The 25,857-nt window shown below is 70.8% G+C and carries 28 protein-coding genes and 1 pseudogene; 13 read left to right on the top strand and 16 right to left on the bottom strand.

The genetic code is table 11. The features are described from left to right. Window positions 1-56: 56 nt before the first annotated feature. A complete protein-coding gene (locus ACZ6TB_RS37130) occupies window positions 57-875 on the top strand; it encodes a sigma-70 family RNA polymerase sigma factor (RefSeq protein ID WP_465562671.1) in 819 nt (272 codons plus the stop codon). Here the strand turns inward: ACZ6TB_RS37130 and ACZ6TB_RS37135 are convergent. From ACZ6TB_RS37135 to ACZ6TB_RS37155, 5 genes are read right to left on the bottom strand one after another with little or no spacing between them, the layout of a single operon-like run. Further along, on the bottom strand, window positions 864-1,823 hold the full coding sequence (locus tag ACZ6TB_RS37135; RefSeq protein WP_465562673.1) for a quinone oxidoreductase family protein: 960 nt from the start codon (window positions 1,821-1,823) through the stop codon (window positions 864-866). The genes ACZ6TB_RS37130 and ACZ6TB_RS37135 overlap by 12 nt on opposite strands. Beyond that, the gene (locus tag ACZ6TB_RS37140; RefSeq protein WP_465562675.1) at window positions 1,820-2,182 is read right to left on the bottom strand and encodes a hypothetical protein; all 363 of its coding nucleotides are present in this window, start codon (window positions 2,180-2,182) and stop codon (window positions 1,820-1,822) included. The genes ACZ6TB_RS37135 and ACZ6TB_RS37140 overlap by 4 nt, the downstream gene beginning before the upstream one ends. Next, a complete protein-coding gene (locus ACZ6TB_RS37145) occupies window positions 2,179-3,042 on the bottom strand; it encodes a DODA-type extradiol aromatic ring-opening family dioxygenase (RefSeq protein WP_465562678.1) in 864 nt (287 codons plus the stop codon). Before ACZ6TB_RS37145 ends, ACZ6TB_RS37140 begins: the two co-directional genes overlap by 4 nt. A gap of 2 nt (window positions 3,043-3,044) precedes the next feature. Next, complete coding sequence (locus tag ACZ6TB_RS37150) at window positions 3,045-3,824, bottom strand: citryl-CoA lyase (protein ID WP_465562680.1); 780 nt, start codon at window positions 3,822-3,824, stop codon at window positions 3,045-3,047. Between the two features lie 53 nt (window positions 3,825-3,877). Then, a complete protein-coding gene (locus ACZ6TB_RS37155) occupies window positions 3,878-4,993 on the bottom strand; it encodes a CaiB/BaiF CoA transferase family protein (RefSeq protein ID WP_465562682.1) in 1,116 nt (371 codons plus the stop codon). A 201-nt stretch (window positions 4,994-5,194) separates the two neighbouring features. Between ACZ6TB_RS37155 and ACZ6TB_RS37160 the strand changes: the two genes are divergently transcribed. Next, window positions 5,195-6,601 (top strand): amidohydrolase family protein, encoded by a 1,407-nt coding sequence (locus tag ACZ6TB_RS37160; protein ID WP_465562684.1) that lies wholly within the window; start codon window positions 5,195-5,197, stop codon window positions 6,599-6,601. Window positions 6,602-6,610: 9 nt separating this feature from the next. Further along, window positions 6,611-7,414 (top strand): IclR family transcriptional regulator domain-containing protein, encoded by an 804-nt coding sequence (locus ACZ6TB_RS37165; protein ID WP_465562687.1) that lies wholly within the window; start codon window positions 6,611-6,613, stop codon window positions 7,412-7,414. Here ACZ6TB_RS37165 and ACZ6TB_RS37170 read toward each other — a convergent pair. Further along, window positions 7,404-8,204: an alpha/beta hydrolase fold domain-containing protein gene (locus ACZ6TB_RS37170; RefSeq protein WP_465562690.1), complete on the bottom strand. Its 801-nt coding sequence runs from the start codon at window positions 8,202-8,204 to the stop codon at window positions 7,404-7,406. The genes ACZ6TB_RS37165 and ACZ6TB_RS37170 overlap by 11 nt on opposite strands. Window positions 8,205-8,275: 71 nt before the next feature. Beyond that, a complete protein-coding gene (locus ACZ6TB_RS37175) occupies window positions 8,276-8,968 on the bottom strand; it encodes a GH12 family glycosyl hydrolase domain-containing protein (protein WP_465562692.1) in 693 nt (230 codons plus the stop codon). Between the two features lie 114 nt (window positions 8,969-9,082). Here ACZ6TB_RS37175 and ACZ6TB_RS37180 point away from each other — a divergent pair, with 114 nt between their 5' ends. Continuing rightward, window positions 9,083-9,394 carry a hypothetical protein gene (locus tag ACZ6TB_RS37180; protein ID WP_465562695.1) on the top strand — a complete coding sequence of 104 codons (312 nt, stop codon included), beginning with the start codon at window positions 9,083-9,085 and terminating at the stop codon, window positions 9,392-9,394. Between the two features lie 104 nt (window positions 9,395-9,498). On the opposite strand, the gene ACZ6TB_RS37185 is transcribed toward ACZ6TB_RS37180, so the two are convergent. Further along, window positions 9,499-9,888, bottom strand: a complete 390-nt coding sequence (locus ACZ6TB_RS37185; protein WP_465562697.1) for a nitroreductase family deazaflavin-dependent oxidoreductase — start codon at window positions 9,886-9,888, stop codon at window positions 9,499-9,501. Beyond that, window positions 9,885-10,484, bottom strand: a complete 600-nt coding sequence (locus tag ACZ6TB_RS37190) for a MarR family winged helix-turn-helix transcriptional regulator (protein ID WP_465562699.1) — start codon at window positions 10,482-10,484, stop codon at window positions 9,885-9,887. The genes ACZ6TB_RS37185 and ACZ6TB_RS37190 overlap by 4 nt, the downstream gene beginning before the upstream one ends. A gap of 102 nt (window positions 10,485-10,586) precedes the next feature. Between ACZ6TB_RS37190 and ACZ6TB_RS37195 the strand changes: the two genes are divergently transcribed. The 3 genes and pseudogenes from ACZ6TB_RS37195 to ACZ6TB_RS37205 all read left to right on the top strand — a co-directional run. Continuing rightward, a complete protein-coding gene (locus ACZ6TB_RS37195; RefSeq protein WP_465562702.1) occupies window positions 10,587-11,219 on the top strand; it encodes an FMN-dependent NADH-azoreductase in 633 nt (210 codons plus the stop codon). Window positions 11,220-11,552: 333 nt separating this feature from the next. Then, window positions 11,553-11,708, top strand: coding sequence for a hypothetical protein (locus ACZ6TB_RS37200; RefSeq protein WP_465562703.1), 156 nt, complete (start codon window positions 11,553-11,555; stop codon window positions 11,706-11,708). Further along, window positions 11,686-11,838: pseudogene (locus tag ACZ6TB_RS37205) on the top strand (DUF4241 domain-containing protein); the annotation flags it as partial. The gene ACZ6TB_RS37200 and the pseudogene ACZ6TB_RS37205, both read left to right, overlap by 23 nt. Window positions 11,839-11,937: 99 nt before the next feature. Here the strand turns inward: ACZ6TB_RS37205 and dnaJ are convergent. Next, complete coding sequence (gene dnaJ / locus ACZ6TB_RS37210; RefSeq protein ID WP_465562706.1) at window positions 11,938-13,080, bottom strand: molecular chaperone DnaJ; 1,143 nt, start codon at window positions 13,078-13,080, stop codon at window positions 11,938-11,940. Window positions 13,081-13,094: 14 nt separating this feature from the next. Further along, on the bottom strand, window positions 13,095-14,117 hold the full coding sequence (hrcA, locus tag ACZ6TB_RS37215) for a heat-inducible transcriptional repressor HrcA (protein WP_465562709.1): 1,023 nt from the start codon (window positions 14,115-14,117) through the stop codon (window positions 13,095-13,097). Between the two features lie 159 nt (window positions 14,118-14,276). Here hrcA and ACZ6TB_RS37220 point away from each other — a divergent pair, with 159 nt between their 5' ends. Further along, on the top strand, window positions 14,277-14,912 hold the full coding sequence (locus tag ACZ6TB_RS37220; protein ID WP_465562712.1) for a DUF4870 domain-containing protein: 636 nt from the start codon (window positions 14,277-14,279) through the stop codon (window positions 14,910-14,912). A gap of 38 nt (window positions 14,913-14,950) precedes the next feature. On the opposite strand, the gene hemW is transcribed toward ACZ6TB_RS37220, so the two are convergent. Next, window positions 14,951-16,153 (bottom strand): radical SAM family heme chaperone HemW, encoded by a 1,203-nt coding sequence (gene hemW / locus ACZ6TB_RS37225; protein WP_465562714.1) that lies wholly within the window; start codon window positions 16,151-16,153, stop codon window positions 14,951-14,953. A 36-nt stretch (window positions 16,154-16,189) separates the two neighbouring features. Between hemW and ACZ6TB_RS37230 the strand changes: the two genes are divergently transcribed. From ACZ6TB_RS37230 to ACZ6TB_RS37240, 3 genes are all read left to right on the top strand, one after another. Then, the gene (locus ACZ6TB_RS37230) at window positions 16,190-16,969 is read left to right on the top strand and encodes an enoyl-CoA hydratase-related protein (protein WP_465562715.1); all 780 of its coding nucleotides are present in this window, start codon (window positions 16,190-16,192) and stop codon (window positions 16,967-16,969) included. Window positions 16,970-17,021: 52 nt separating this feature from the next. Then, window positions 17,022-17,885, top strand: a complete 864-nt coding sequence (locus ACZ6TB_RS37235) for a hypothetical protein (protein ID WP_465562717.1) — start codon at window positions 17,022-17,024, stop codon at window positions 17,883-17,885. Window positions 17,886-18,004: 119 nt separating this feature from the next. Continuing rightward, the gene (locus ACZ6TB_RS37240; RefSeq protein WP_465562718.1) at window positions 18,005-19,624 is read left to right on the top strand and encodes a PAS domain-containing protein; all 1,620 of its coding nucleotides are present in this window, start codon (window positions 18,005-18,007) and stop codon (window positions 19,622-19,624) included. Window positions 19,625-20,077: 453 nt separating this feature from the next. On the opposite strand, the gene ACZ6TB_RS37245 is transcribed toward ACZ6TB_RS37240, so the two are convergent. From ACZ6TB_RS37245 to ACZ6TB_RS37260, 4 genes are all read right to left on the bottom strand, one after another. Beyond that, window positions 20,078-20,353 carry a GlsB/YeaQ/YmgE family stress response membrane protein gene (locus ACZ6TB_RS37245; RefSeq protein WP_465562720.1) on the bottom strand — a complete coding sequence of 92 codons (276 nt, stop codon included), beginning with the start codon at window positions 20,351-20,353 and terminating at the stop codon, window positions 20,078-20,080. 80 nt (window positions 20,354-20,433) lie between these two features. Next, window positions 20,434-22,314, bottom strand: a complete 1,881-nt coding sequence (gene lepA, locus ACZ6TB_RS37250) for a translation elongation factor 4 (protein WP_465562722.1) — start codon at window positions 22,312-22,314, stop codon at window positions 20,434-20,436. Between the two features lie 212 nt (window positions 22,315-22,526). Then, entirely contained in the window at window positions 22,527-23,537 is a 1,011-nt protein-coding gene (locus ACZ6TB_RS37255) for an MOSC domain-containing protein (protein ID WP_465562725.1), read from the bottom strand. Between the two features lie 84 nt (window positions 23,538-23,621). Then, complete coding sequence (locus ACZ6TB_RS37260; RefSeq protein ID WP_465562727.1) at window positions 23,622-24,155, bottom strand: DUF4240 domain-containing protein; 534 nt, start codon at window positions 24,153-24,155, stop codon at window positions 23,622-23,624. A gap of 54 nt (window positions 24,156-24,209) precedes the next feature. On the opposite strand from ACZ6TB_RS37260, the gene ACZ6TB_RS37265 reads away from it, so the two are divergent. After that, window positions 24,210-25,178, top strand: a complete 969-nt coding sequence (locus ACZ6TB_RS37265) for a phosphotransferase family protein (RefSeq protein ID WP_465562729.1) — start codon at window positions 24,210-24,212, stop codon at window positions 25,176-25,178. Between the two features lie 173 nt (window positions 25,179-25,351). Further along, window positions 25,352-25,618, top strand: coding sequence for a 30S ribosomal protein S20 (rpsT, locus tag ACZ6TB_RS37270; protein WP_465562730.1), 267 nt, complete (start codon window positions 25,352-25,354; stop codon window positions 25,616-25,618). Window positions 25,619-25,857 lie beyond the last annotated feature (239 nt).

Raw genomic sequence — 25,857 nt, forward strand, 5'->3', positions numbered from 1 at the left:
GGAGCGGACGGCGAATGTGACCAACGTGGCGCAAGTCACATATAGGGAGAAATCGCATGGATGACCTGGCAGCGCGGTTCGAGCAGAACCGGCCCCGGCTGCGGGCGGTGGCGCTGCGCATGCTCGGCTCGGTCAACGAGGCGGACGACGCGGTGCAGGAGGCATGGCTGCGATTGAGCCGTACGGGTGACGACCGCGTCGACAATCTCGCGGCCTGGCTGACCACGGTCGTCGGCCGGGTCTGCCTCGACATGCTGCGTCAGCGCACGGCCCGGCGCGAGGACGAGTACGTCGCCGAGCCGCCCGCCGCCGTGCCGAGCCCCGAGGAGGAGGCCGTGCTGGCCGACTCGGTCGGGCTCGCGCTGCTGGTCGTGCTGGAGACGCTGACCCCGGCCGAGCGGCTCGCCTTCGTGCTGCACGACATGTTCGGCGTCTCGTTCGACGACATCTCCCCGGTCGTCGGCCGCTCCCCCGACGCGGCCCGGCAGCTGGCCAGCCGCGCCCGCCGCCGGGTCCGGGCCACGCCCGCCGCCGACACCCCGGCCGACCGGCCGATCGTCGACGCGTTCCTGGCCGCGTCCCGGGGCGGCGACATGGGCACGCTGCTCACGCTGCTCGATCCCGACGTCGAGATGCGCATCGGCCCGGTCAGCCAGGACCGCGGCGCCGAGGTCGTGGCCCGCTTCTTCGCCGGCCGCGCCCAGGCCGCGCGGGCCGCCCTCATCGACGGCACGCTCGGCGTCGCGGTGATCGTCGGCGACGAACGCCGGGCGGTGCTGCGGCTCACCATCGTCGAGGGCCGCATCACGGTCATCAGCGCCGTCACCGACCCGGCGCGGCTGATGGCCCTGTCGATCGTGCCGCTAGAGGACTAGCACCAGCCGCCCGTTCGTGTCGCCCGAGGCCTGCCGCGCCCAGGCCTCGGCGACGTCGGCGAACGGCACCACCTCGTGCGCCACGGTGAGCCGGCCGGCCGCCGCGTAGCCGGCCACCTCGGCCAGCGACTCGGCCCGCTGCGCCACCGACAGCGCGTTGTTGGTGTAGCCGAGCACCCGCAGCGAGCCACTGCGCAGCGTCGCCGAGTCGATCGGCGCGGTCGCCGCCGCCGAGCTGCCCAGGTTGACCAGCCGGCCGCCCGGGCGCAGCACCCGCAGCGCGGCCGCGGCCGGCACCCCGAAGACCGGGTCGAGCACCAGGTCGGCCGGGCCGGACGCGTCGCGGATCCGGTCGGCGAGCGACGCCGGGTCGTCGTCGGGCCGCAGCCGCACGGCCTCCACGGCGCCGAGCCGGACCGCCCGCTCGCAGGCCTCGGGCGATCGGGCCACGGCCACCACCCGGCCCGCCCCGGAGAGCAGGGCCAGCTGGACGGCGGCCTGGCCGACCACGCCGCCGGCGCCGAGCACGACCACGGTCTCGCCCGGCGTGAGCCCGCCGGTCCGGGTGAGCGCCGAATGCGCCGCCACCGCCGAGAGCCCGAGCGCCGCGATGAGCGGCAGCGGCACCCCGCGCGGCAGCGGCACGACGTCGACATGGGCCACCGACACCGCCGCGGTCATGCTCCCGTCGCCCGGCCGCATGCCGGCCGACGTGGCGAACCAGACCGGGGTGCCGTCGTCGCGGTAGCCGACCCCCTGGACCCCCGGCACGTACGGCGTGGCGGGCACCCCGAAGTAGCTGGTGCCGCTGGCGCAGAACACGTCGAGCGGGGTGATCGGCGCCGCCGCCACGGTGATCGGCACCTCGCCCGCGCCCGGCACCGGCGCCGGCCGCTTCTCCAGCGCCGGCGGCCGGCCGCAGATCCGCAGGACGGCCGCGGGGATCATGTCGCGATGTCCGGGTAGGGCAGCGCGAAGTGGGCCATGCGGGCGCCGTACGCCTTCTGATATTCCAGTGGTTCGGTGTTGTCCCGCTCGAACATCGCGATGAACAGCGTCAGCGTGAGGAACGGGTGCGCGCCCAGCTCGAACAGCTTGCAGTGGTCGTGCCCGATCAGCGCCGCGCGCTCCTCGTCGGTGAAGCGCTGCCAGGTGCTCGCCTCGCCGGTGAGGCAGTTGAGCACCGTGTTCGCCCGTTCTTCCTCCCACCACAGCACCAGCTCCCGTGGTGCGGACCGGTAGCGCTCGACCAGGTCAGGATCGCGGTCCACCGTGTACAGGAACTTGTTCAGCAGGTACTTGCTCATGCCGGAACTCCGTTCGGGTACCAGGTGAAGTAGGCCTCCATGGTGTGGAACAGATCGAGGCTGTCGACGTAGTCGGCCTTCGCGCCGGCCCCGGCGACGCCCATCATCAGCATGAAGTCCATGAAGCCGTGGGTGGCGTTGCCGGGAGCGTGCAGGCTGTCCAGCGACACCTCGCGCAGGCAGCTGTCGAGATCGCCGCTCGCGATCCATTCGACGGCCCTGCGGTCGAACTCGGGGTCGGGGCCGTGCGGGCCGAACTGCCGCGGACCGCCGAGCTCGAGCGACAGGTGCCCGGTGCCGATGACCGCCACCCGCAGGTGCGACGGCCACTCCTCGACGATCCGGCGAATGGCCTCGCCCAGCGCGACGAACCGCTTCGGCTGCGGCAACGGCGGCGCGAAGATGTTGGTGTAGATCGGCACGATCGGCAGGTCGGCCTCGGGCCGCAGCGTGATGATCGGGCAGGTGACGCTGTGGTCGATCCGCAGCTCGTTGCTGAACGCCAGGTCGAAGCCCTCGTCCAGGCCCGCCCGCAGGATGTGCGCGGAGAGGTCCTCCTGGCCCTTGAGCAGCATCCGCGGCAGGCCGAACTCGCGCTCCTCGTTGTACCAGTTGGCGTCGTAGAACGGCGCCTTGCCGACCAGGAACTGCGGCATGTTGTCCAGCCACAGCTGGTGGAAGTGGTCGGAGCCGACCATCACCAGCACGTCCGGGTTGGCCCGGGTCAGCGTCTCCCGGAACGCGGTGATCTTCCGGACCCACTCGTCCGCGAACGGCGGCCGGTCCTCGCCGGTGGAGGTGCTGGCGCGGTAGTAGAACGGATGGTGGGTCGAGGCGATGACCGCGACGATGCTGGCCATAGTCAGTCCTCTCGGGATCCGGGAAGGGGTTCGTAGACGGCGTTCCGGTCGACGGCGAGGTAGATGTCGTTCGCGATCGGGCGGCGGCGCTCCTCGGCCAGCTGGCCGAGCAGTCCGGCGGCCCGGGCCAGCAGCGCGAAGCCGCGCAGCAGGTCGGTGGGGAGCCCGAGGTCGGCGAGCGCCGCGCCGCACACGCCCGCGCCGTTGAGCGGCAGCGTCCGGCCGAGCACCTGGGGGTGGACCCGGCCGATCGCCTCGAACAGCCGCAGGTGCGGGCCGCGCAGGCCCTCCTCCTCGGCGATCGCGATCAGCACCGGGGTGCGCGGGTCCTGCTCCTTGTGCACCGGATGGCCCAGGCCGGGGACGAAGCGGCGCTGCTCGCGGGCCTTGCGCACGGCCTCCAGCGCGATCACGTCGTAGTCCCGCTCGGTGCCGGCCTCGACCAGGGTGTCGGCGAGGAAGCGGCCGCAGTCCTCGGTCACGCCGAGGAACCGGGAGCCGCCGCCGAGCAGGCCGGCCGCGAGCGCGCCCTGCAGGGAATCCGGGGCCGAGAGGTACGTGAGACGGGCCGCGATCGCCGTGGGCGTGAACCCGTGGTCGGCCAGCGCCACCAGCACCGCCTCGAACAGCCGCGTCTCCCCCGCGGTCGGCCGCCGCCCGGCCACCAGCCAGTACGCGAGCTCGCCGAACCCGACCTTGCCCATCAGGTCGGCGGCGAGATCCTGGCCCAGCAGCGAGATCGTCTCGGGTGTCGACGTGCCAAGCCCCGTCGGGAACCTCAACTCTTCACCCTTTTTCGCGGGTTCTCCGCGCCGTCCGGAGGACCAGGCGCCGGTTAGCGGCTCATCAGCCACGCGCGGATCTCCTCACCGTGCTCATCCAGCCCGGGCGGCGGCAGTTCGTACGCCGCCGGGGTCTCGGAAAACGTGATCGGGTTGCGCACCGCCGGCACGCCGCCCGCGTCGATCACCGGGTTCAGGCCCAGCTCGGCGGCGAGCGCCACGCCGCCGTCGATGGTGTTGATCGGCGCGCAGGGCACGCCGGCCGCGAGCAGGTCGCGGAACCAGTCGTCCTTGCCGCGCTTGGCGAGCCGCTCCACGAGGATCGGCCGCAGCGCCTCCCGGTTCGCCGTCCGGTCCTGGTTGCGGGAGAAGCGCGGGTCGTCCGGCAGGTCGGGCAGGTCGAGCACCTGGCACAGCTTGCGGAACTGCCCGTCGTTGCCCGCGATCACGATCAGCTCGCCGTCGGCGGTGGGCAATGGCTCGTACGGGAAGAGGCTTGGATGTGCATTGCCCATCCGGAAGGGAATCGTGCCGCCGGCGACGTACGCGCTGGAGTGGTTGACCAGGCCGGACAGCGCCGAGCTGAGCAGGTTGACCTCGATGTGCTGGCCGCGCCCGGTCTGCGCGCGGTGGTTCAGCGCGGCCAGGATGCCGATCGTCGCGTGCATGCCGGCCATCACGTCGAAGACGGAGATGCCGGCGCGGTAGGGCGAGCCGTCCGGGTCGCCGGTCAGGCTCATGAGCCCCGAAATGGCCTGCACCATCAAGTCGTATCCGGGCATCTCGGCGCCGGCGCCCGAGCCGAAACCGCTGATGCTGGCGTAAATGATCTTGCTGTTCGCCGACGAGACGGACGAATAGTCCAGCCCGAATCTCGACAAACCGCCCGGCTTGAAGTTCTCGATCATGATGTCGGCGCGGCGGGCGAGCTCGCGGGCGGCGGCCAGGTCGTCCGCGTCCTTCAGATTGAGGGCGATCGACCTCTTATTCCGGTTTATCCCGAGGTAGTACGTCGAGACGCCGTCCCGCACCGGCGGCATCCAGGTGCGGGTGTCGTCCCCGCCCGGGCCCTCCACCTTGATCACCTGCGCGCCGAGGTCGGCCAGCAGCATCGTCGCGTACGGCCCGGCCAGGATCCGCGAGAAATCCGCGACCAGCAGACCGTTCAATGGGCCCTGCGCCATCATTACCGCCCGTTCTGCGGACACTCGTCCGCCCGATCAGACTGCCCTCGCCGACCAGCCCTGTCAACGGCGTCTTTACAAAACTGAAACAGGCTATTGACCAGGTAGGTGACCGGGAGCACACTGACGCCACTCGCCCTGCCCGCAGTGCGGACAGTGGTCCGGAAACCCTCGAAAGGATGGGCGATGAGCGACAGCGACCGGCCGGTGGTCTTCCGAAACGGCCTGGTTCTCACCATGGACGACGCGCACACCGTGCTCACCGACGCCGACGTGCTGGTCGTCGACGGCAAGATCGCCGAGGTCGGCCCGGGCCTGGCCGCACCCGACGACGCCGTCGAGATCGACGCGACCGGCGGGATCGTGATGCCCGGCATGGTCGACACCCACCGGCACATGTGGCAGACCGCCATGCGGGGCTACGGCGCCGACTGGACCCTGACCCAATACTTCGTCTGGTACTACCTCGAGTCCGGCAAGCTGTTCCGGCCCGAGGACATCTACGCCGGCAACCTGCTCGGCGCGATCGAGGCCATCGACTCCGGCGTGACGACCACCGTCGACTGGTCGCACGGTCTGCAGACCACGGACCACGCCGACGCCGCGGTCGACGCGCTCGAGGCCGTGCCCGGGCGCTTCGTCCTCGCGTACGGGAACATCCAGCAGGGCCCCTGGGAGTGGTCGACCTCCGACGCCTTCCGCGACTTCTACCGGCGGCGCATCGACGGCGGCAAGCTGGCCGGCTTCCAGATGGCGTTCGACATCCCCGGCGCCCCCGAGTTCCAGGAGAAGGCGGCCTTCGAGGTCGCGCGCGAGCTGGGCGCGTCGGTCACCACCCACGCCGGCGTCTGGGGCGCCACCAACGACGACGGCATCCGGCTCATGTACGAGAACGGCTTCATGACCCCGGGCACCGTGTACGTGCACGCGGCCTCGCTGAGCAGCGACTCGTACCACCGGATCGCGGCCACCGGCGGCTCGGTGTCGGTCTCCACCGAGAGCGAGCAGAGCGCCGGCCAGGGCTACCCGCCCACCTGGCAGCTGCGCAAGCACGACGTCCCGGTGTCGCTCTCGATGGACACCAGCGTGTGGTGGAGCGGCGACCTCTTCTCGGCGATGCGCACCACGCTCAGCGCCGACCGGGTCCGCGAGCACCAGGAGGCGCACGGCAAGAAGGAGACGGTCACCCACCACGCGCTGCGCGCCGAGCAGGTCGTCGACTGGGGCACCCGCGGCGGGGCCAAGGCGCTCGGCATGGACTCGTCGATCGGCGCGCTCACGCCCGGCCGCCAGGGTGACGTGGTGCTGATCAAGAACGACGCGTCGCCGGCGATGTTCCCGGTGCTCAACCCGTACGGGCATGTCGTCTTCCAGGCGCAGCGCGGTGACGTGCACACGGTCGTCGTCGGCGGCCGCATCGTGAAGCGGGACGGCCGGCTGGTCGGCACCGATCTCGCGGCCGCCCGCGCCAAGGTGGACGCCACCATCGCGTACCTGCGGGAAACGATGGGCGAAGACGCCTGGCAGCGTGGCATGAACCCGGACATCCCCGAGGCGCGCATCCTGCACAACCCCTACCAGTACACCAAGTAGGGTCCCGTCATGACCGATAGCGGAAGGGGCGCCGGGCCCGACTTCATCGAGGCCCTGGCTCGCGGCCTCGATGTCCTGCGCTCCTTCCGCCCCGGCACGCCGGCCATGACGCTCAGCGAGATCGCCGGGCAGACCGGCCTGGCCCGGCCGACGGTCCGCCGCATCCTCATCACGCTGGAGGCCCTCGGCTACGTGCGCGCGGCGGCGCGGGGCTACGCGCTCACTCCCCGGGTCCTGGAGCTCGGCATGGCGTACGTGAACGCGCTGAGCATGTGGGACGTCGCCCGCCCGCACATGGAGAGGCTGGTCGCGCAGACCAACGAGTCGACGTCGATGGCCCAGCTCGACGGCGGCGACATCGTCTACGTGGCCCGGGTCGCGGTCCCGAAGATCGTCACCCTGGCCGTCACGATCGGCACCCGCTTCCCGGCCCCGGCCACCTCGATGGGCAAGGTGCTGCTCGCCGCCCTGCCCCCGGCCGAGCTGCCGCGGGTGCTCGGGGAGGGCTCACGCTCGGGCGTCACCGCGCGCTGGCAGCCGTCGGCCGAGGAGCTGGAGGCGGCGCTGCGCGAGGTGCGGGCCAAGGGCTGGGCCCTCGCCGATCAAGACCTGGCGCCCGGCGTCCGCTCGATCGCCACCGGGGTACGCGACGGCGACGGCAACGTGGTCGCCGCCATCAACGTGACCGTGCACGCCGCCGAGACGTCGGTCGAGACGCTGCTCGAGGAGCACCTGCCCCGCCTGCTGCGCGCCGCCGCCGACATCAGCCACGACTGGTCCCGGACCGCGGCCGTCCCCGCCGTCACCGTCTGAGCACGTCGTCGAGAAAGTCGGCGCCGGCCTCGGTCAGCGTGCCGACCTCGACCTTCGCGCCCACGAAGACGTGTCCCGCGCCCTCGACCGGCAGCACGTCGCAGCGCACGCCCTGCTTCCGCAGCGCCTCGGCGAAGCCCACCGCCTCCGCGAACGGGACGACCTCGTCCTCGGTCCCGTGCACGAGCAGGAACGGCGGCGCGTCCGGATGCACGTTGTGCAGCGGGCTGGCGATCCGCGCGAACGCCGTGCGCTCGCTCAGCGGACCGCCGAGCAGCAGGGCCGGACTCGTGAACGGGTCGTCCTGGTTGCGCAGCGTGGACAGGTCGGCCGGCCCGTACCAGAGAATGACCGCCTGGATCGCGGTCTCCCCGAACCCGGCCAGCCCCGCGATCGCCGCGAGCTGCCCGCCGGCCGATTCCCCCAGTGCGGCAAAGCGCCCCGGGTCGAGCCGCAGCGCCGCCGCGTGGTGCCGCAGCCAGCGGATCGCCGCCTCGACATCGGCCTGCTGCGCCGGGTAGGTGGCCTCCAGCGCCAGCCGGTAGTCGACGTCGGCGACCGCGTAGCCCCGGGCCACCAGGCGCTCGTGGAACCGCTGATCCACGGTCCACACCCGGCTGCCGCTGATCCAGCCCCCGCCATGGATCCACAGCACGACCGGAAACGGACCCTCCCCCGGCGGCACATGGAGATCGAGCTGAAGCGGGCGATACCCGACCGGCACCGAGACCACGCACCCGGCGTGGGTGAGCGTCGAGCGCGGTTCGGGGAGGGGCTGAAAATCGTTCATCGGCCCATTCTCGACCACCGGCCGCTCGGGCTTGGGCGATCCCCCCGCGGCCCCTCCCCACGCTGAACGGGTCAGCCGCTCACCGAGAACGAGTTCGTCACGAAGTCCTTTCCGCCCGACGATGACGTGATCTCGTAACCGAACTGCACGTTGCCGATCGTCACGTTTCCGAACCAGCCCGCCGAGCGGATCCACTGCGCAATCGCCGCGACATTGACCGTCCCCGACCCCGTGTTGCCGGTGCGCACGAACGAGTACACATTGTTCGCCCCGTTCGAGCCGCGGTAGATCCGCCACGTGTGGCCGCCCACCGTCGCCGTCGTCTGGAGCGTTCCCAGCGGGCCGACCGCGCCGTAGTGGTTCATCCACAGCATGATCTCGTGGGCATTGTCCGCGGACCAGATGTCATAGGCCGTTGTGAATGCCACCCCACTGGTCGGCACGGTCACGTTGAACGAGCTGCTCAGCGACCCGAGCGAGCTCACCGACCGCCCGATGTAGCGGGTCGCGTTCGGATAGGACTTGATGCCGCCGGTGTTCGGGTGATTGGCCCACACGCCCCAGTTGCCGACCGAGTTGGCCCAGATGGTCTGCGGCCCGTACCCCGATCCCCAGACGTTGTTGTAAAGCGTGTACCCATTGCTCGACCAGGTGCCCCAGCGGTCGGTCGAGTACCACACCGCGGCTTGCGCGGTCCCGGCCGTGAACAACAGGGTCAGCGCGACGACGAATGCCCCGATGGCGAGGCGGGCGGAACGCAGCACGAAAGGCCTCCACTTCCCAGCGCCGGGGAGTGGAACGCCGGCTCGAAAACATAGATGATAGTCGATCTGTCAACTCGGCGTGCGGCACGACCCGAGCGGTGCCAACCTGATCTCATGAAGCAAACCGACGACCTGTTCGACCCCGAACCCGACCGCTGGGGCCTGCGCGGCGACCCCTGGGTCTGGCAGGCAATGCGCGATCACCTGCAGGGCACCTATCTGCCGCCCACGCTCGGCGAGGCCGAGGCCATGCTCTACAACGCCTTCAACCGCATCGTCGGCGTCGATCTCGCGACCGAGATCTCGCCGTCGGTCTACCGCGCCGAATTCGCCCACGGCGGCATGTCCTCGGGCCAGGTCCACCTCGACACCTGGCGCGGCGAGCTCATGCCCCTGCTGATCGATCGGGCGCGAGCAAAAATCTGATTCAAATTCACGCGGAGGTACGCGACGGCACGAGTCCCGCCGAGCACCGCGACCCTCTGCCACGAACGGCCGCAGCGCGACTCTCGCGCGGCCCGGTGGTACCGCTATGCCTTTCGGCACAGCAATCGGAATTCACGCCGACGCATGAGTCGCAGCACCGTCGCGGCCGGATTGCCGAAAGCGCGCAGCCCCTTCTCCGGCGGGCACGGCTCGATCCGATCGATCTCGTACTCCACCCCGCGCACGACGACCCGGCAGCGACCGGCGGCCTCGACATTGCGATACCACGCGACGTCCGGGCCGTAGGTGAGCTCGGCGACGAAGTCGTCACCGATCCGGGCCAGGAGCAGCGGGGTCTCGTACGGCCGCCCGGTCTTTCGCCCCTCGTGGCGCACCAGGGCGAAGGGACCGCGTCCCGCGCGGGCCATCCGGACCGTGACCCGGTTGAGCGTGTTCTTGACCAGCCAGAGCCACGCCCGGCGGATCTTTCTCAATCGCGGTGCTCGGTGCAGGCCGAATCGGCCGCCGCCCCGACGATGACCCGGTCGATGGCCGCCTCCCCCTCGACCGCCGCCTCGGCGATCGCCTGGTCCAGTGCCACCGCGACCTCGGGGCCGGACGCCTGCAGGAGCTGGCGGGTGATCAGCTGAAGGTGACCCACCTGCTCCGGCGTGAGGGCGTCGAAGACCAGCCGCCGGGCCTCGCGGACGTGCCCCGGCGCGGCCCCGGCCAGCATGGCGAACCCCTTCTCGGTGAGCATCGCCTCGGTGCAGCGGACCTCGCCGTCGCGCACCTCGCGCCGCACCCAGCCCTGCCGCTCGAGCCGGCTGACCGCGTGCGACAGGCGTGACGCCGAACCGCCCGCGAACAGGGCCAACGCGTTCATCCGCACCGGACGACCGGGCGGCCGGGAGAGCGCGGAGAGGATCGAGTACTCGAAGAAGTTCAGGCCCGAATCGCGCTTGAGCTGGGTGTCGATCGCGGTCGGCAGCGTCATCAGCAGCGAGATCAGGGTCATCCAGGCCCCGCGCTCATCGTCGGTCAGCCACAAGACCTCGTCGTCCGGCGTCGGCGTCGTGGTGTTTGTCACCACTACAGGGTACCCGTGTTGAACATTCAACACCGGCCGTGGCAAGCTTCAGGACGAGGCGGTGTTGAACATTCAACACCCCCAGATCAGGGAGCTATCGCCGTGACCGTTCTTCGCATCGACGCCAGCATCATGGGCCCGCACTCGGCCAGCAGCGAGCTCGCCGACCTGGCCGAGGCCGAGTGGCTGGCCGTCCGGCCGGAGACCACGTTCGTGCGCCGCCACGTCGGCGCCGACCCCCTGCCCGCCGACGCCTGGGCCGCGGGCATCCACGCCGGTTACACGCCCGAGGAGCAGCGCACCGAGGAGCAGCGCGCGGCGGCCGAGCTGAGCGCCACGCTGGCGGCCGAGCTGCGCGACGCCGAGGCCGTGATCCTGGCCCTGCCGCTCTACAACTGGGGCGTCTCCCAGCACGCCAAGGTCTGGATCGACCTGGCCATCGCCGGCGGCAGCCAGGGCGAGCGCCTGCTCGAGGGCAAGCCCGCCATCGTGCTGACCACCCGCGGCGGCGGCTACGGCCCCGGCACCCCCCGCGAGGGCTGGGACCACAACACCGCATACCTGCGCCGCATCGTCGCCGACGTCTGGGGCGCCGACCTCACCCTGGTCGAGCGGGAGCTGACCCTGGCCGGCGTCAACCCGGCGATGGACCCGTTCCTGGAGGCCGCCGAGCTGCTGAAGAAGGCCGCCCACGAGGCCGCCGGCCACGCGGGCCGCACCCTCGCGTCCCGCTGACCGCCCGCTGGACCGCCAGCTGATCGCCGGCCTGACCGCCCGCTGAAAGGCCGGCCGACCGCCCGCTGGTCGCTGGCTCGACCGCCCGCTGAAAGGCCGGCCGACCGCCCGCTGACCGTGACGGGCCGTCCGCCCGATGTGCGCCCACCCGATGAGCGCCCGCCGGACCGCCTTGACCGCTGCTGACCGTGACGGGCCGCCCGCCCGATGAGCGCCCGCCGGACCGCCTGACCGCTGCTGGCCGTGACGGGCCGCCCGCCGACCGGGCGGCCCACGCGCAGCTCTGCTCACCTATACGCGCCAGAGGTCGTCCGCCTTCAAGGATCACCGGCCATGGGAACGACGCTCGCGGCGGTATACGCCGACGGTTGGGACGACGGCCTCGTCAATCCGATCTCGCGGGCGGCCGCCGAAGCACGAGACCAGTCCGGCGCCCCCTACACGGTCGTTCTCCTGCGCGACGGCGGTGCTCGACATCTCCGGCGGTGACGGCTGTTACGGCCTGGCCCCCTCCGCCGGTCAGGACCCGCTGGACCTCGGCGCGGGCGAGTTTTTCGGGCTCGGGGTCGACGCCGGCCCCGCGGGCTTCGTCGACGAGGACAACCGCGAGCGCCTCACCGACGTCTGGGAGGACCTCCCCGGCCTGCTCGATCCCCGCCGGACCACGCTCGACGGCCACGAAAGGGCCGAGCGGGTGGGGCGACGGAGCGTACCCGGATCAGTGACCGTTGAAGGCGTCGCGCATCCGGCTGAAGAACCCGCCCTGCTTGCTCAGCTCGGCCACGTCTTCGCCGCGGGTCTTGGCGAACTCGCGCAGCATGCGCTCCTGCTCGGCGGTCAGCTTGGTCGGCGTCCTCACGTCCAGGTGCACGAAGAGGTCGCCCCGGCCCTGACCGCGCAGGTGCGGCACGCCCTTGCCGCGAATCCGCAGCGTCGACGCCGGCTGGGTGCCCGACTTGACCTCGATGGCCTCTTCGCTGTCGAGCGTCTTGATCGTCAGGCGGGTGCCGAGCGCCGCGGCCGTCATCGGCAGCGTCACGCGGCAGTGCAGGTCGTCGCCCTTGCGGGAGTAGACGTCGTGCGGCCGCTCGTGGATCTCGACGTACAGGTCGCCGGCCGTGCCGCCGCCGGGGCCGACCTCGCCCTGCTGGGCCAGGCGGATGCGCATGCCGTCCTCGACGCCGGCCGGGATCTTCACGGTCAGCGAGCGGCGGGTGCGCACCCGGCCGTCGCCGGCGCAGGTCGGGCAGGGGTGCGGGATGATCGTGCCGTGGCCCTGGCAGGTCGAGCAGGGGCGGGACGAGACGACCTGGCCGAGGAACGTGCGCTGCACGCTCTGCACCTCGCCACGGCCGCCACAGGTCTCACAGGTGGCCAGGTGGGTGCCGGGCGCGGTGCCGGCGCCGGAGCACTGGGTGCACAGCACCGCCGTGTCGACCGTGATCGGCGCCTCGACGCCGAAGGCGGTCTCGACCAGGTCGAGCTCGAGCCGCAGGATCGCGTCGGCGCCGGGCCGGGTGCGCGGGCGCGGACCACGGGCGCCACCACCGGCGGCGGTGCCGAAGAACGCGTCCATGATGTCCTGGAAGCCGACGAACGGGCCGCCCGGACCGCCGGCGCCACCGGGACCCACGCCGCCACCGGGCGCGAGCGGGTCGCCGCCGAGGTCGACGATCTGCCGCTTCTGGTCGTCGGAGAGGACCTCGTACGCCGCGTTGATGTCCTTGAACTTCTCGTGCGCTTCCGGATCGGGGTTGACGTCCGGGTGGTACTGCCGAGCCAGCTTGCGATAGGCGCGCTTGATCTCGTCGTCGGTCGCCTCCCGGCTCACGCCGAGAATGCCGTAGTAATCCTTGGCCACGGGGTTCGGAGTCCTCAATTCTGTGCCAGCAGGTCGCCGACGTAGCGTGCCACCGCGCGCACCGTGGCGATGGTGCCGGGGTAGTCCATCCGGGTGGGGCCGAGCACACCGAGCCCACCCACGATAGTCGCGCCCGGGCCGTAACCCGTGCTGACCACGGACGTCGACCGCAGGTTGTCGATCTCGTTCTCGTCGCCGATCCGGACGCGCGTCTTGCTCGGCTCGAGGTCACCGATGAGCTTGAGCAAGATGACCTCCTCCTCCAGCGCCTCGAGCACCGGCCGCAGCGTGCCTTGGAAGTCCAGCACACCGCCCCGTGTCAAGTTCGCCGTTCCGGCGAGCATGAGACGCTCCTCGCTGCGCTCGACCAGGGTCTCGAGCAGCACGCTGGCCAGGCACGCCATCGTGCCGCGGTGACCGGGCGGGCAGTCGTCGACCAGGCCCTGCACCAGCGGCGGGGTGTCGGCGAGCCGCTGCCCGGCGAGCTTCTCGTTGACCTTGCGGCGGAGATCGGTCACGTCGTCGGCGGGGACCGGCCCGGGCAGCTCGACCAGCCGCTGCTCGACGCGGCCGGTGTCGGCGATCATCACGAGCATGAGCCGGGTCGTGGAGATCGGCACGAGCTCGAGGTGGCGCACGCTCGAGCGGGCCAGCGACGGGTACTGCACGACGGCGACCTGCCGGGTCAGCTGGGCGAGCAGCCGCACCGTGCGATGCACCACGTCGTCGAGGTCGACGGCGCCGATCAGGAAGCGCTCGATCGCCCGGCGCTCGGCCGGGCTGAGCGGCTTGACCTTGGAGAGGCGGTCGACGAACAGGCGATAGCCCGCGTCGGTGGGCACCCGGCCGGCACTGGTGTGCGGCTGGCGGATGTAGCCCTCTTCCTCGAGCACGGCCATGTCGTTGCGCACGGTGGCCGGGGAGACGCCGAGCTGGTGCCGCTCGACCAGGGCCTTGCTGCCCACGGGCTCCTGCGTCTCGACATAGTCCTCGACGATTGCCCGCAGCACTTCGAGCTTGCGGTCATCCAGACTCATATGACCCCTCCCTCGGTACGCACCTGGCACTCCCCATGACAGAGTGCCAGTCTACGTCGCCGCGCGCGGCAACGCGATGATCGAGTGGACTGTCTATTCATCGACTCGTACCGCATGTCGCCCTCGACCGTATTGAGCTGCGGTCCTACGGTGTCAGCCATGACTGAACCACCTCGCCCGCCCGGTGAAGGTAGCCCTAACGACCCCACCGCGCCGTTCAACCCTTATGGGGGCAACGAGCCGACGTCCGGTTCGACACCGCCGCCGTCGTCACCGCCCCCGCCGCCGGGAGGTTACGCGCCGCCGCCCTCCGGTGGCTACAACCAGCCGCCGGCCGGTGGCTACAACCCGCCGCCCGGTGGGGGATACAACCCGCCGCCCGGTGGCGGCTACAACCCCCCGCCGCAGCAGCCGTACGGCGGCGGCGGTTACAACCCGGCGCCGCCCGGTTCCGGTCTCGACGACAAGAACTGGATCCTGATCAACCACTTCGGCGGCGCGGCCGGCGCCTTCCTCGGTGGTGGCTGCTCGGGCTGGATCGTGCCGCTGATCGTGCTTCTGGCCCGGGGCAACCAGTCCCCGGTGGTGCGCGCCGAGGCGGTCAAGGCGCTGAACTTCCAGATCCTCTGGTCGATCATCGCGCTGGTCGGATGGGCGACGACCTGCCTGGTCATCGGCTTCATCATCGGCCCGGTGGCCTGGCTCATCGCGATCATCTTCGGCGTCATCGCCGGCGTGAAGGCCAGCAACAACGAGCCGTACAACTACCCGATGACGGTTCAGATCATCAAGTAGGTGGCAGCGCCGGGTCGGGGGCCCGGCGCATTCACCTCTCACACGACGTCACGGATCACGGCGTCGGCCAGCAGGCGGCCGCGCAAGGTCAGAATCAACTTCCCGCGCCCGTACGCTTCGCGGTCGAGCAGCCCGTCGTCCAGCGCCCGCTCGGCGCCGGCCGCGTCGACCCGGGCCAGCGGGATGCCGTCGCGCAGGCGTACCCGCAGCATGATGTCCTCCACGCGACGGTCCTCGTCGGTGAGGATCTCCCGGGCGTGCCCGGGCGAGACCCCGGCGGCGAGCTTCTGCCCGTACGCCGCCGGATGTTTGACGTTCCACCAGCGCACCCCGCCGACGTGGCTGTGGGCGCCCGGCCCGAGTCCCCACCAGTCGGCGCCGGTCCAGTAGAGCAGGTTGTGCCGGCAGCGCGCGGCTTCGCTGGTCGCCCAGTTGGACACCTCGTACCAGCCGAAACCCGCCTCGGTCAGCGCCGCCTCGGCCGCCAGGTAGCGATCGGCCGCCACGTCGTCGGACGGAAAGGGCAGCTCGCCGCGGCGCATGCGGGCGGCCATCCGGGTGCCGTCCTCGACGATCAGGGCGTACGCGCTGACGTGGTCGACACCGGCGTCGACGACCGTGCGGAGCGACGCGGCGAAGTCGTCCGCCGTCTCGCCCGGCGTTCCGTAGATCAGGTCGAGGTTGACGTGCTCGAACCCGGCCTCGCGCGCCTCCCGCGCCGCCTGCGGGGCCCGGCCCGCGGTGTGCTTGCGGTCGAGGATCCGCAGGACGGCCGGGCTCGACGACTGCATGCCGAGGCTGATCCGGGTGAAGCCGTTGCTCCGCAGCCGGCGCAGATACTGCGGGTCGACCGACTCCGGGTTGGCCTCGGTCGTGATCTCGGCGTCCGGCGCGAGGCCCCACGCCTTGTCGATGCCCTCGAGGATGCGGCTCAGGTCGTCGGCGCTCAGCAGGGTCGGGGTGCCGCCCCCGACAAACACGGTGTCCACCTTTTCCGGTTTTATCGTGTTTTGGGCCCTTGCCAACTCCGCGAGCACCGAGTCGGCGTAGGTCTCGCGGCTGACACCGCTGCCGAGCTCACTGGCCGTGTAGGTGTTGAAGTCGCAGTAGCCGCATCGGCTGGCACAGAACGGCACGTGCACGTACACCGCAAATCCGTTTTTACCGGCATCAGCCGCCGCCTCGGGCGGAAGCGAGCCGTCCGCGGGTACGGGTTCGCCATCGGGAAGTGCGCCGGCCATCCGTCAAGTGTGCACGCACCCCGTTAGGGTCTCGCCATGGATCTGGTCCGTACCGCCACCGTCGCCGGGGTGACCACCGTGACCCTGGACAGCCCGGCCAACCGCAACGCCCTCTCCACGCCCCTGATGACCGAGCTGCTCGAGGCCCTCTCGGCCGCCGTCACCGACCCGGCCGTCCGCGTGGTCGTGCTGTCGCACACCGGCTCGGTCTTCTGCTCGGGCGCCGACCTCAAGGAGACGGCCGAGGCGCGGGCCGCGGGCCGGGTGCCGGCCGAGAAGCTGGCCGACATCCTGGCCGCCCTGTGGGAGTTCCCGAAGCCGGTGGTCTGCCGGGTCGGCGGCCCGGCCCGCGCCGGCGGCCTGGGCCTGATCGCCGCCGCCGACATCGCGGTCTGCGCGCACGAGTCGACGTTCGCCTTCTCCGAGGTGCGCCTGGGCGTCATCCCGGCCGTGATCAGCGCCACCGTACTGCCCCGCCTGGCCCCGCGCGCCGCCACCGAGCTCTACCTGACCGGCGACGTCTTCGACGGCGTGCGCGCCCAGGAGATCGGCCTGGTCACGAAGTCGGTGCCGGCCGAGGGTCTGGACGCGACGATCGCCGCCTACTGCGACGCCCTGATCCGGGGCGGACCGCTGGCGCTGGCCGGCGCGAAGCAACTCCTGCGCCGCGCGCCGGGCCCGTCGATCCGGGCCGACCTGGCCGAGCTCTCCGAGCGCTCGGGCGGGTACTTCCGCTCCGCCGAGGGCGTCGAGGGCGTGACCGCGTTCCGCGAGAAGCGCCCGGCATCGTGGGTCCCGCGCCGCTCCGGCCAGTAACAGCTCACTCTGGCCGTCGTTGTTTACCCTTGTTGCCTGAGTCCCCGGGGAGGTGCGAGTGCGCAAGACACCGATCGCGGTGCTCGCGTTGTTCGCGCTCGCCGGGACGCTGGGGATTGTCGTCGCCATGCGCGGCATGTCCGGGAAGATCCCGTTGCCGACGATCGGGCCCGAGTGCACCGTTCGCGCCGATGGTGAGGTCACGCTCGACACGGTGCAGATGGCCAACGCCGCGACTATCACCGCGGTCGGCATCCGCCGCGGCATGCCGGAGCGGGCCGTCGTGGTCGCGCTGGCCACCGCGCTCCAGGAGTCCAAGCTGGAAAACCTCGACGACGGCGACCGCGACTCGGTCGGCCTCTTCCAGCAGCGGCCCAGCCAGGGCTGGGGCACGCCGGAGAAGATCCAGGACCCGCGCTACGCGGCCGACAAGTTCTACACCGCGCTGAAAAAGGTCAAGGGCTGGCAGAAGATGCGGGTCACCGACGCGGCTCAGAAGGTGCAACGGTCGGCCTATCCCAACGCGTACGAGAAATGGGCCGACGAGTCCGCGGTGCTGGCGCGCGCCCTGACCGGCCGGGCCACCGGGGCCGTCGCGTGCACGGTGACCGGATCGCCCGTCCTGCGCGGCGCGGCCGCGGCGGCGGCCCTGATGAACGGGCTGAAGCTGGACTGGGGCAAGGGCCTCGCCAAGACGCCGGCCGCGGCCCAGGCGGCGGGCCTGACAGTGGCGGTCACCGATGCGAGCACCGGCTGGCGGTACGCGCACTGGCTCGTCTCGCACGCCTCCGACACCGGCCTCGAACGGGTACGTTTCGCCGATCTCGAATGGCACGCCCCCGACGGGAAATGGCAGCCGGTAACCGCGGACGCCGGCGTCGACGAGCGTCAGGTCATCGCCCAAGTGTTCAGCTGACGTCGACAAAGTCCGTTCCGGACGATCGGGAACGCTCCCAGTTTCGGATTGCTCTCGGTGATAGCGCAGCGTATATAGCGCCATGGACAGATAGCTACTGCCCTGGTACTAAGTAGGACGTGTCGAGGGCGATCGAATGGATCCTGCTGGGTACGGCGAGCTGTCTGGCGATCATCAGCGGCGTCCGGTGGCACCGTCCCACGCGTGTCGGGCCGTGGGTGCTGCTGGCCGGCGCGATCGCCTCGCTGGCGATCGGTGACATCTTCTACGCGACGCACGCGATGTCCGCCGCCGACGCCTGCTACCTCTCCATGTTCGTGCTGGTCGCGGCCGCGTTGCTCCAGTTCACCCGGGGCGGCTCGCTGCTGGTCGACCGCGCCCGCCTGATCGACCTGCTCGCGGCCGCGTGCTCGACGCTGCTGGTCGTGTGGGTCTTCGTGATCGGCGGCAGCGGCCAGATCGGCAAGATCTCGGCCGCCGACGTGATCGGCGACCTGCTTCTGGCCGGGGTCGCCGCCCGCCTGGTCCTGGCGGCCGGGCGCAACGTCTCGGCGTACCTGCTGCTGGCCGGTTCGGTCGGCATGCTGATCAGCGACATCGTCTATCCCATGGCGCCGGGCAAGATCACCGAGGTCGGCTACATCGTCCTCTATGTCACGTGGGGCCTGGCCGCCCTGCATCCGTCGATGACCCAGCTGACGCGGCCGATGTCGCCACGCCCGACCCCGTGGCGCGGCCATTGGGCGGCGCTGCTCGGCGCGGCCGTGGCCACCCCGCCCGTGGTGCTGCTGATCGAGGCGCTCAGCGGCACGGTCCGCGACGGCGTGGTGATCGCGGTGGCGGGCGGGCTCACGCTGCTGCTGACCATCACCCGGCTGGCCGATTCGATCTCGCAGAACAGCCAGGCGGCGAGCCGCGAGCGGGCGCTGCGCACGGCCAGCGGCGCGCTGGTCGCCGCGGCCGACGCGCCCGCCGTCGAGGAGGCGGTCCACGCGGCCGTCGCCCAGCTGATGCCCGCCCAGCCGGCGCGGGTCGTCTTCACCACCGACGACGCCGCCGTGCCCCCGGCGCCCACGTCGGGCCCGCACGAGCGCAGCTGGCTGGTCGGCGCGGATCCCGACGAGACCACCCTGGTCTGTCCGCTGTGGCTGGAGCCGATGTCGGTGGCCCGGCCGAGCGGGGGCGCGCTGGTGCTGACGGCCCGCCGCGAGGCGCTGATCGCCACGCGGGACGCCGTCGAGGTGCTGGCCGGGCAGGCGGCGCTCGCCCTCGACCGGATCGGCCTGGTCGAGGCCGTCGGCCGGCGGGACAGCGATCAATACCTGCGGACCGTGATCGGAAACACGGCCGAGTTGATGCTGGTGATCGACGACGACCAGCGCATCCGGTACGCGAGCCCCGCCGTGCACGAGCTGCTCGGGGACGACGCGCTGTCGCCGCTGGCCACGCTCAGCGACCTGGTTCACCCGGACGACCGAGCCGAGGTCGGGCGCGCCTTCCAGTCCAACGGGGACGGCACGCTGTTCTGCTCGCTCCGCCGCACCGACCAGTCCCAGATCATGATCGAGGCCACCTACCGCGACCTCCGCGAGGACCGCCTGGTCCGCGGCTACGTGGTAACGATGCGCAACGTGACCAGCGCCCACGACGCGGTCGACCGCCACCCCCACCGCGACCACGTCGACGAGTTGCCCGCATGGGTAAACCGCCGCAGCGCGCAGCACAAGTTCCGTTACTGAGGCGCCGCCCTCTTCTCCCTTGCCTCGCCGCGACCTCGGCCCTCCCCTTCTTGGCCTCGCCGCGCCCTCCCTCCCCATCTTGGCCTCGCCGCGCCCTCCCTCCGCCCTTCTTGGCCTCGCCGCGCCCTCCCCTCCCCCTTTTGGCCTCGCCGCGCGCCCTCCCCTCCCCCTTCTTGGCCTCGCCGCGCCTCCCTTCTCCCCTTCCCTGCATTCCGGCCTTCGCCCTTCCCGACCTGCGCCCTTCTTCTTCGCACGGCCCCCTCTCCCCCTTCGCGAAATTGACGCACGCGAAAGCGCCGGACCTGAACCAGGCCCGGCGCTTTTCGTTATTCACATGTGGGGAGAATTGCTTGTCCCCGTGGGCTCACAGCCCGCCTCAGCCAGTTGGTTGCTTCGCGACAAGCGTCGTTGCCTGCCTCGCCACAAACTTCTCGCCGAGGCGAGCTGCTCGCGTCAGCGGGTAAGGCGGCGGCGGCTGCCGATGCCGGCGACCAGCGCCACACCGACCGCGGCCAGAACCACCTGGAAGGCCAGCTCGATCCAGTCGAAGCCCTTGGTTTCGGCAACGCCGAACGCCCGGGCCAGAACCGTGCCGAGCAGGGCCGCCACGATACCGATGACCATGGTCAGCCAGATGGGAATGTTCTGCTTGCCGGGCACGACCAAGCGGCCCAGCGCACCGATGATCAGACCGACGATAAGCGCGGTGATGATGCCGGTGACAGTCATGAGGTTCCTCCTCGGGGGTGGAGCATCCGTTGCGTCCGTCGAGCCCCAGATTTCCCGAGTACCGCAGAAACCAAACCGACTTATTTTTTGGACGCACCCTTCGTGTCAACCGAGTCGGATGTCGACAGCGCGGCGATGAAGGCCTCCTGCGGCACCTCGACGCGGCCGACCATCTTCATCCGCTTCTTGCCCTCTTTCTGCTTCTCGAGCAGCTTGCGCTTACGGGTGATGTCACCGCCGTAGCACTTCGCGAGCACGTCCTTGCGGATCGCCCGGATCGTCTCCCGCGCGATGATCCGGGCGCCGATGGCAGCCTGGATCGGCACCTCGAACTGCTGCCGCGGAATGAGTTTCTGCAGCTTGCTGGCGATGGTCACGCCGTAGTTGTAGGCCTTGTCCTTGTGCACGATCGCGCTGAACGCGTCGACCGGCTCGCCGTGCAGCAGGATGTCCACCTTGACGAGGTCGGCCACCTGCTCGCCGGAGGGCTCGTAGTCGAGTGACGCGTACCCCTTCGTCTTGCTCTTCAGTTGATCGAAGAAGTCGAAGATGATCTCGGCGAGGGGCAGCGTGTAGCGGAGCTCGACCCGCTCGCTGGACAGGTACTCCATGCCGAGCAGACTGCCGCGACGGCTCTGGCACAGCTCCATGACCGAACCGACGTACTCGTTCGGCACCAGGACCGTGGCCCGCACGACCGGCTCGTGGATCTCGGCGATCTTCCCGGTCGGGAACTCGCTCGGGTTGGTGACGACCTTCTCCTCCGCGTCCTCGGTGTAGACGCGGTAGACCACGTTCGGCGCCGTGGAGATCAGGTCGAGGTTGAACTCGCGCTCCAGCCGCTCGCCGATGATCTCGAGGTGCAGCAGGCCGAGGTAGCCGACGCGGAACCCGAAGCCGAGCGCCGCCGACGTCTCCGGCTCGTACACCAGGGCGGCGTCGTTGAGCTTGAGCTTGTCGAGCGCGTCACGCAGCGCCGGGTAGTCGGAGCCGTCGATCGGGTAGAGGCCCGAGTAGACCATCGGCTTCGGATCTTTGTAGCCGCCCAGCGGCTCGGTGGCGGGCCGGATGTTCCCGGTGACGGTGTCGCCGACCCGGGACTGGCGCACGTCCTTCACGCCGGTGATCAGGTAGCCCACCTCGCCGACGCCGAGCGCGCCCGCCTTCTCCATCTCGGGCGAGACGACGCCGATCTCGAGCAGCTCGTGCACGGCGCCGGTGGACATCATCTTGATCCGGTCGCGGGCCTCGATGCGGCCGTCGATGACCCGGACGTACGTGACCACGCCGCGATAGACGTCATAGACCGAGTCGAAGATCATCGCTCGCGCCGGCGCCTGGGCGTCGCCGACCGGCGGCTGGAACTGCCGGACGATCTCGTCGAGCAGATGCTCCACGCCCACGCCGGTCTTGCCGGAGACCCGCAGCACCGCCGAGGTGTCGACGCCGATCAGCTTGGCCAGCTCCTCGGCGTACTTCTCGGGCTGCGCGGCCGGCAGGTCGATCTTGTTGAGCACCGGGATGATGTGGAGGTCGTTCTCCATCGCGAGGTACAGGTTCGCGAGCGTCTGCGCCTCGATGCCCTGCGCCGCGTCGACGAGCAGCACCGCACCTTCACAGGCGGCGAGACTGCGCGACACCTCGTACGTGAAGTCGACGTGCCCCGGAGTGTCGATCATGTTGAGGACGGCCGAGTCGCCCTTCTGGTCGCCCTCACGAACCACCCAGGGCATGCGCACGGCCTGCGACTTGATGGTGATGCCACGCTCGCGCTCGATGTCCATCCGGTCGAGATACTGAGCGCGCATCTGACGCGGGTCGACCACCCCGGTGATCTGCAGCATCCGGTCGGCCAGCGTCGACTTGCCGTGGTCGATGTGGGCGATGATGCAGAAGTTGCGGATGCGACTCGGGTCGGTATTCCCGATCACATTCACAGCAGGGTCGAGCGGTCCAGGCACGATCTTCCGTTCTTCTCAAGCGATCCACCGGTCGGCGGTCTTCTCGAGCGACCACCGGTCTCCTCGAGCGATCCACCGCCGGCGGTAGCACCGGCAACAGGCATTCGCGCCGGCGATGAGCCGGCCCGTTTCGCGCCGCCGATAAGCCGGCGCGGAGGTCGCCGGCAAAGACCGGCACGCTCTATCGTCCCACGCCCGCGTGCGAGCCCCGATCACACCCGTTCAAGCGGCGCATGCGGAGCCGGCGGCAGCTCGGCACAGACCACGTCACCCGGCCGAACGGCCCCACCACGCAGCACAACCGCCATGACGCCCGCCTTGTAGACAACGTCACCGTCCGCGCCCCGCCCGATGACCTCCTTGAGCAGCCCCTTCTGAAACACGTTGATCTGCGCACACGGATTCCGAAGCCCAGCCAGCACGATCGCCGGCCGCGGATCGTCCCCCCGAGCCCGATCCCGAGCCGCCGCGGCCGCAAGAGCCACCGCCGACGCCGCGGTAGCCGCATCAAGCTCGGCCGCCGCCGCAACCTCGAGCACAGCCGCCAGCGTCCCCCCGGCTCCCAGCCCGGCACCGCCGACCGCCATCACGTCCGGCCCAGCACCCTCCGCCGCCCCCGTCGCGCGCGAGCCCGCGCCCTCCGCCATCGCAGCCGCACCGGCGCCTAGCCCGGCACCGTCCGCCGTCGCAGCCGCAGCGGCGTCCAGCCCCGCACCGCCCACCGTCGCGGACGCGCCCAGCCCGCCAACACCCGCCTCAGCCAGTCTCAGCCCGCCCCGGTCGGCCGCAGCCGCGCCCAACCCCGCGGTGTGCCCACGCCCACCCGCCATGGCCTCCACGGCCGTCTCCGCGCCACCGCCAGCCGTCTCCGCGCCACCGCCGGCCGTCCCCGCCGGACCGAACCGCAAGATCGTCCCCACCGGCAGCGCGAGCAGGTCGATGCCGCTCGTCGTCACGTTCTCGCCCAGATTGCCCGCCGCGACCGCGTATCCCTTGGCGCCGACCTCGGCAAACAACTCCTGCTGAATCAGGTGCACCTGCCGGAAGTTGGGCTGCGTCGCATCGGCCCGCACCCGGCCCCGATGCTTCACGTGCACACCCGCGTGCACGTCGCCCGCCACTCCGACCCCGGCGATCAGCACGATCTCGTGCCGCACCGGCTTCGTGAACGCGTAGGTGTCGTTACAACTGACCGCCGCGACCGTTCCCTGTCCAGCCTCCATGAGCCCGAGTCTCCCCCGAGCGCTCCCCACGCTCGACCCGGATTCCCACGCCGTGGCCGCCTCTCCGGCCACGGCTCGAGCCACCTACTCCGGCGGCTCGAGGAACAAAGCCGACAACCGCGGCAATCGCCTCTGCATCTCCTCCTCGTTGTCGAAATCCCACAGGTCGGCCGCGTCCGGCCTGGTCACCGGCTTTTCCCCGAGCGGCATCCGGGACCCGGTCGCCTGCCGATAGGCCTCCTCGGCGATCGTCAGCACCTCTCCCGCCTCGAACACCGCCCCGTTTTCCGCGGCGGCCCGCACCGCCGGAACGTCGGCCAGCGAGTCGGGCGATTTCACGGATCGCGCCACGGCCTCTCGCCCGTGCGCGATCAGCCAGCCGCGAAAGCCGTCGAAGCCCTCGTCGGAGCAACCGCCGTTGATCAGGTAAGCCGCCGCCCACAGGTCTTGCGTTCCCGAGGCGACCATGACCTTGTCGAGGTGGCGGGCCCAGGCGACGATCTCTTCCGGGTCGCGGGTGGCCAGGTCGGCGGCGGCGCGTTTGGCCACCTCACCCGGGGAAGCGGGCCGATCGGCGGTCGCCCGGCCGATGACCGCCCAGAAGTCGTCGGTTCTCATGGGCAGGATCCTGCCAGGGGGGTACGACAAAATCGGGGACGGCAGGATGGACGGGTGCGGCCGATCTCCCTGCCCGAAATCGCTTACGGTGCTACGGCCGTACGCCCGAATTGGTCTGACCTGCCGGAATCGCTCAGAAATACCATCGCCGCCCGCCTCGGCGCCCCCGTCGTCCGCGCGCAGAGCGCCGGCGGCGGCTTCACCCGCGCCTTCGCCGCGATTCTCACGACTTCGACCGGCTTGCGGGTATTTGTCAAGGCCGCGCCACTGACCAACCCCACATCCGGGTGGTACGCGCGGGAAGCCGCCCTGACCTCGGCGTTGCCCGAGCAGATCAGCGCACCCCGGCCGCGATGGACGCTCGCCGATTCCGGCTTTTTCGTCCTATGTCTGGACGCGATTGACGGCCACATGCCCGCCCTGCCGTGGCCGCCGGCCGAGCTGGACGCCGCCCTGTCCGCCTGGTCGACGGCCGCCGAGGCCCTGCAAGATCCGCCGCCGGAGCTTCTGGCGATCGGCATGCCCACTTTGCCGGACATTCTGCGCGCCGAAATGTCCTGGTGGTCCGAAATCGCGGCCGGTCGCGAGCCCATGCCCAAAACAGCGAAAAGCACTCCCGCGCCCGTACGCCTCCGTGAGCTCGCGGCCCTGGAGCGATCCCTGCCCGACGTGGCGTCCGGCCGCCGGATGATGCACGGTGACCTGCGTCTCGACAATGTCATGATCGATCGCTCCGGCCGGGCGTGGCTGTGCGACTGGACTTGGCCGTGCCTGGGCGCTCCCTGGTTCGACACCGTGACGCTGCTGGTCACCGCGTTCGCGAGCGGCCTGGACGCCGATGCCCTCCTGGAACCGTGGAACGCGCCCGATGAGGGGGTGGATGGGGCCTTGGCGGCACTCGCCGGATATTGGCTGGTTCGCGCCGCCGACGGCCCCAGCAGCGCCTCCCCGCACAGCCGCCAGCACCAGCGGTTCAGCGGCGAACAAGCGCTGGCCTGGCTCGCCGAGCGCCGGGGCTGGTGACCCGGCCCGGGCCGTTTTGGCGGGTCGCGGCGGTGCTGGTAGTCTGGTTCCTCGCGTGTGGTGACGCGCCGCTGTTCGCTGTTCCGGCAGCCGATTGCTCGAGGGCGATCGACGGTGGTGACCACCGCGCTTGAGACCAGTTTCCGAACACCTAGTCAGGACAAGGCTGTCGCGTGGCGAACATCAAGTCCCAGATCAAGCGCAACCGGCAGAACGAAAAGGCCCGGCTGCGCAACAAGTCGGTCAAGTCGTCGCTGAAGACCGTGATTCGCAAGCTCAACGAAGCGAGCGAGGCGGGCAACGCCGAGACGGCTACCGCGCTGCTGCGTGACGCCTCGCGTCAGCTCGACAAGGCGGTCAGCAAGGGCGTCATTCACAAGAACCAGGCGGCGAACCGCAAGTCGGCCATCGCCAAGCGGATCGCCTCGCTGTCTGCCTGATCCGTCAGGCTGCCTGATTCGTCAGGTTCCGGCGCGGCGGCACGGAGGCGGCCGCGCCAAGGCTCGCCACCGGCGAGCCGGTCATTGACGACCACACCCGGGCATCGCCGGGCCTTCCACAAGGCCCGAGGCGATGCCCGCGTCGTTTCAGGTGCTTTTGTTGCGCACTCAGCCGCTTTCAGATTTGCGGCTTGAGGTGTGCCTCGCGCCCGGCTGCCTTTGCTCCTGCCATGAACCCG

This window comes from Actinoplanes sp. NPDC051537 (assembly GCF_055586105.1).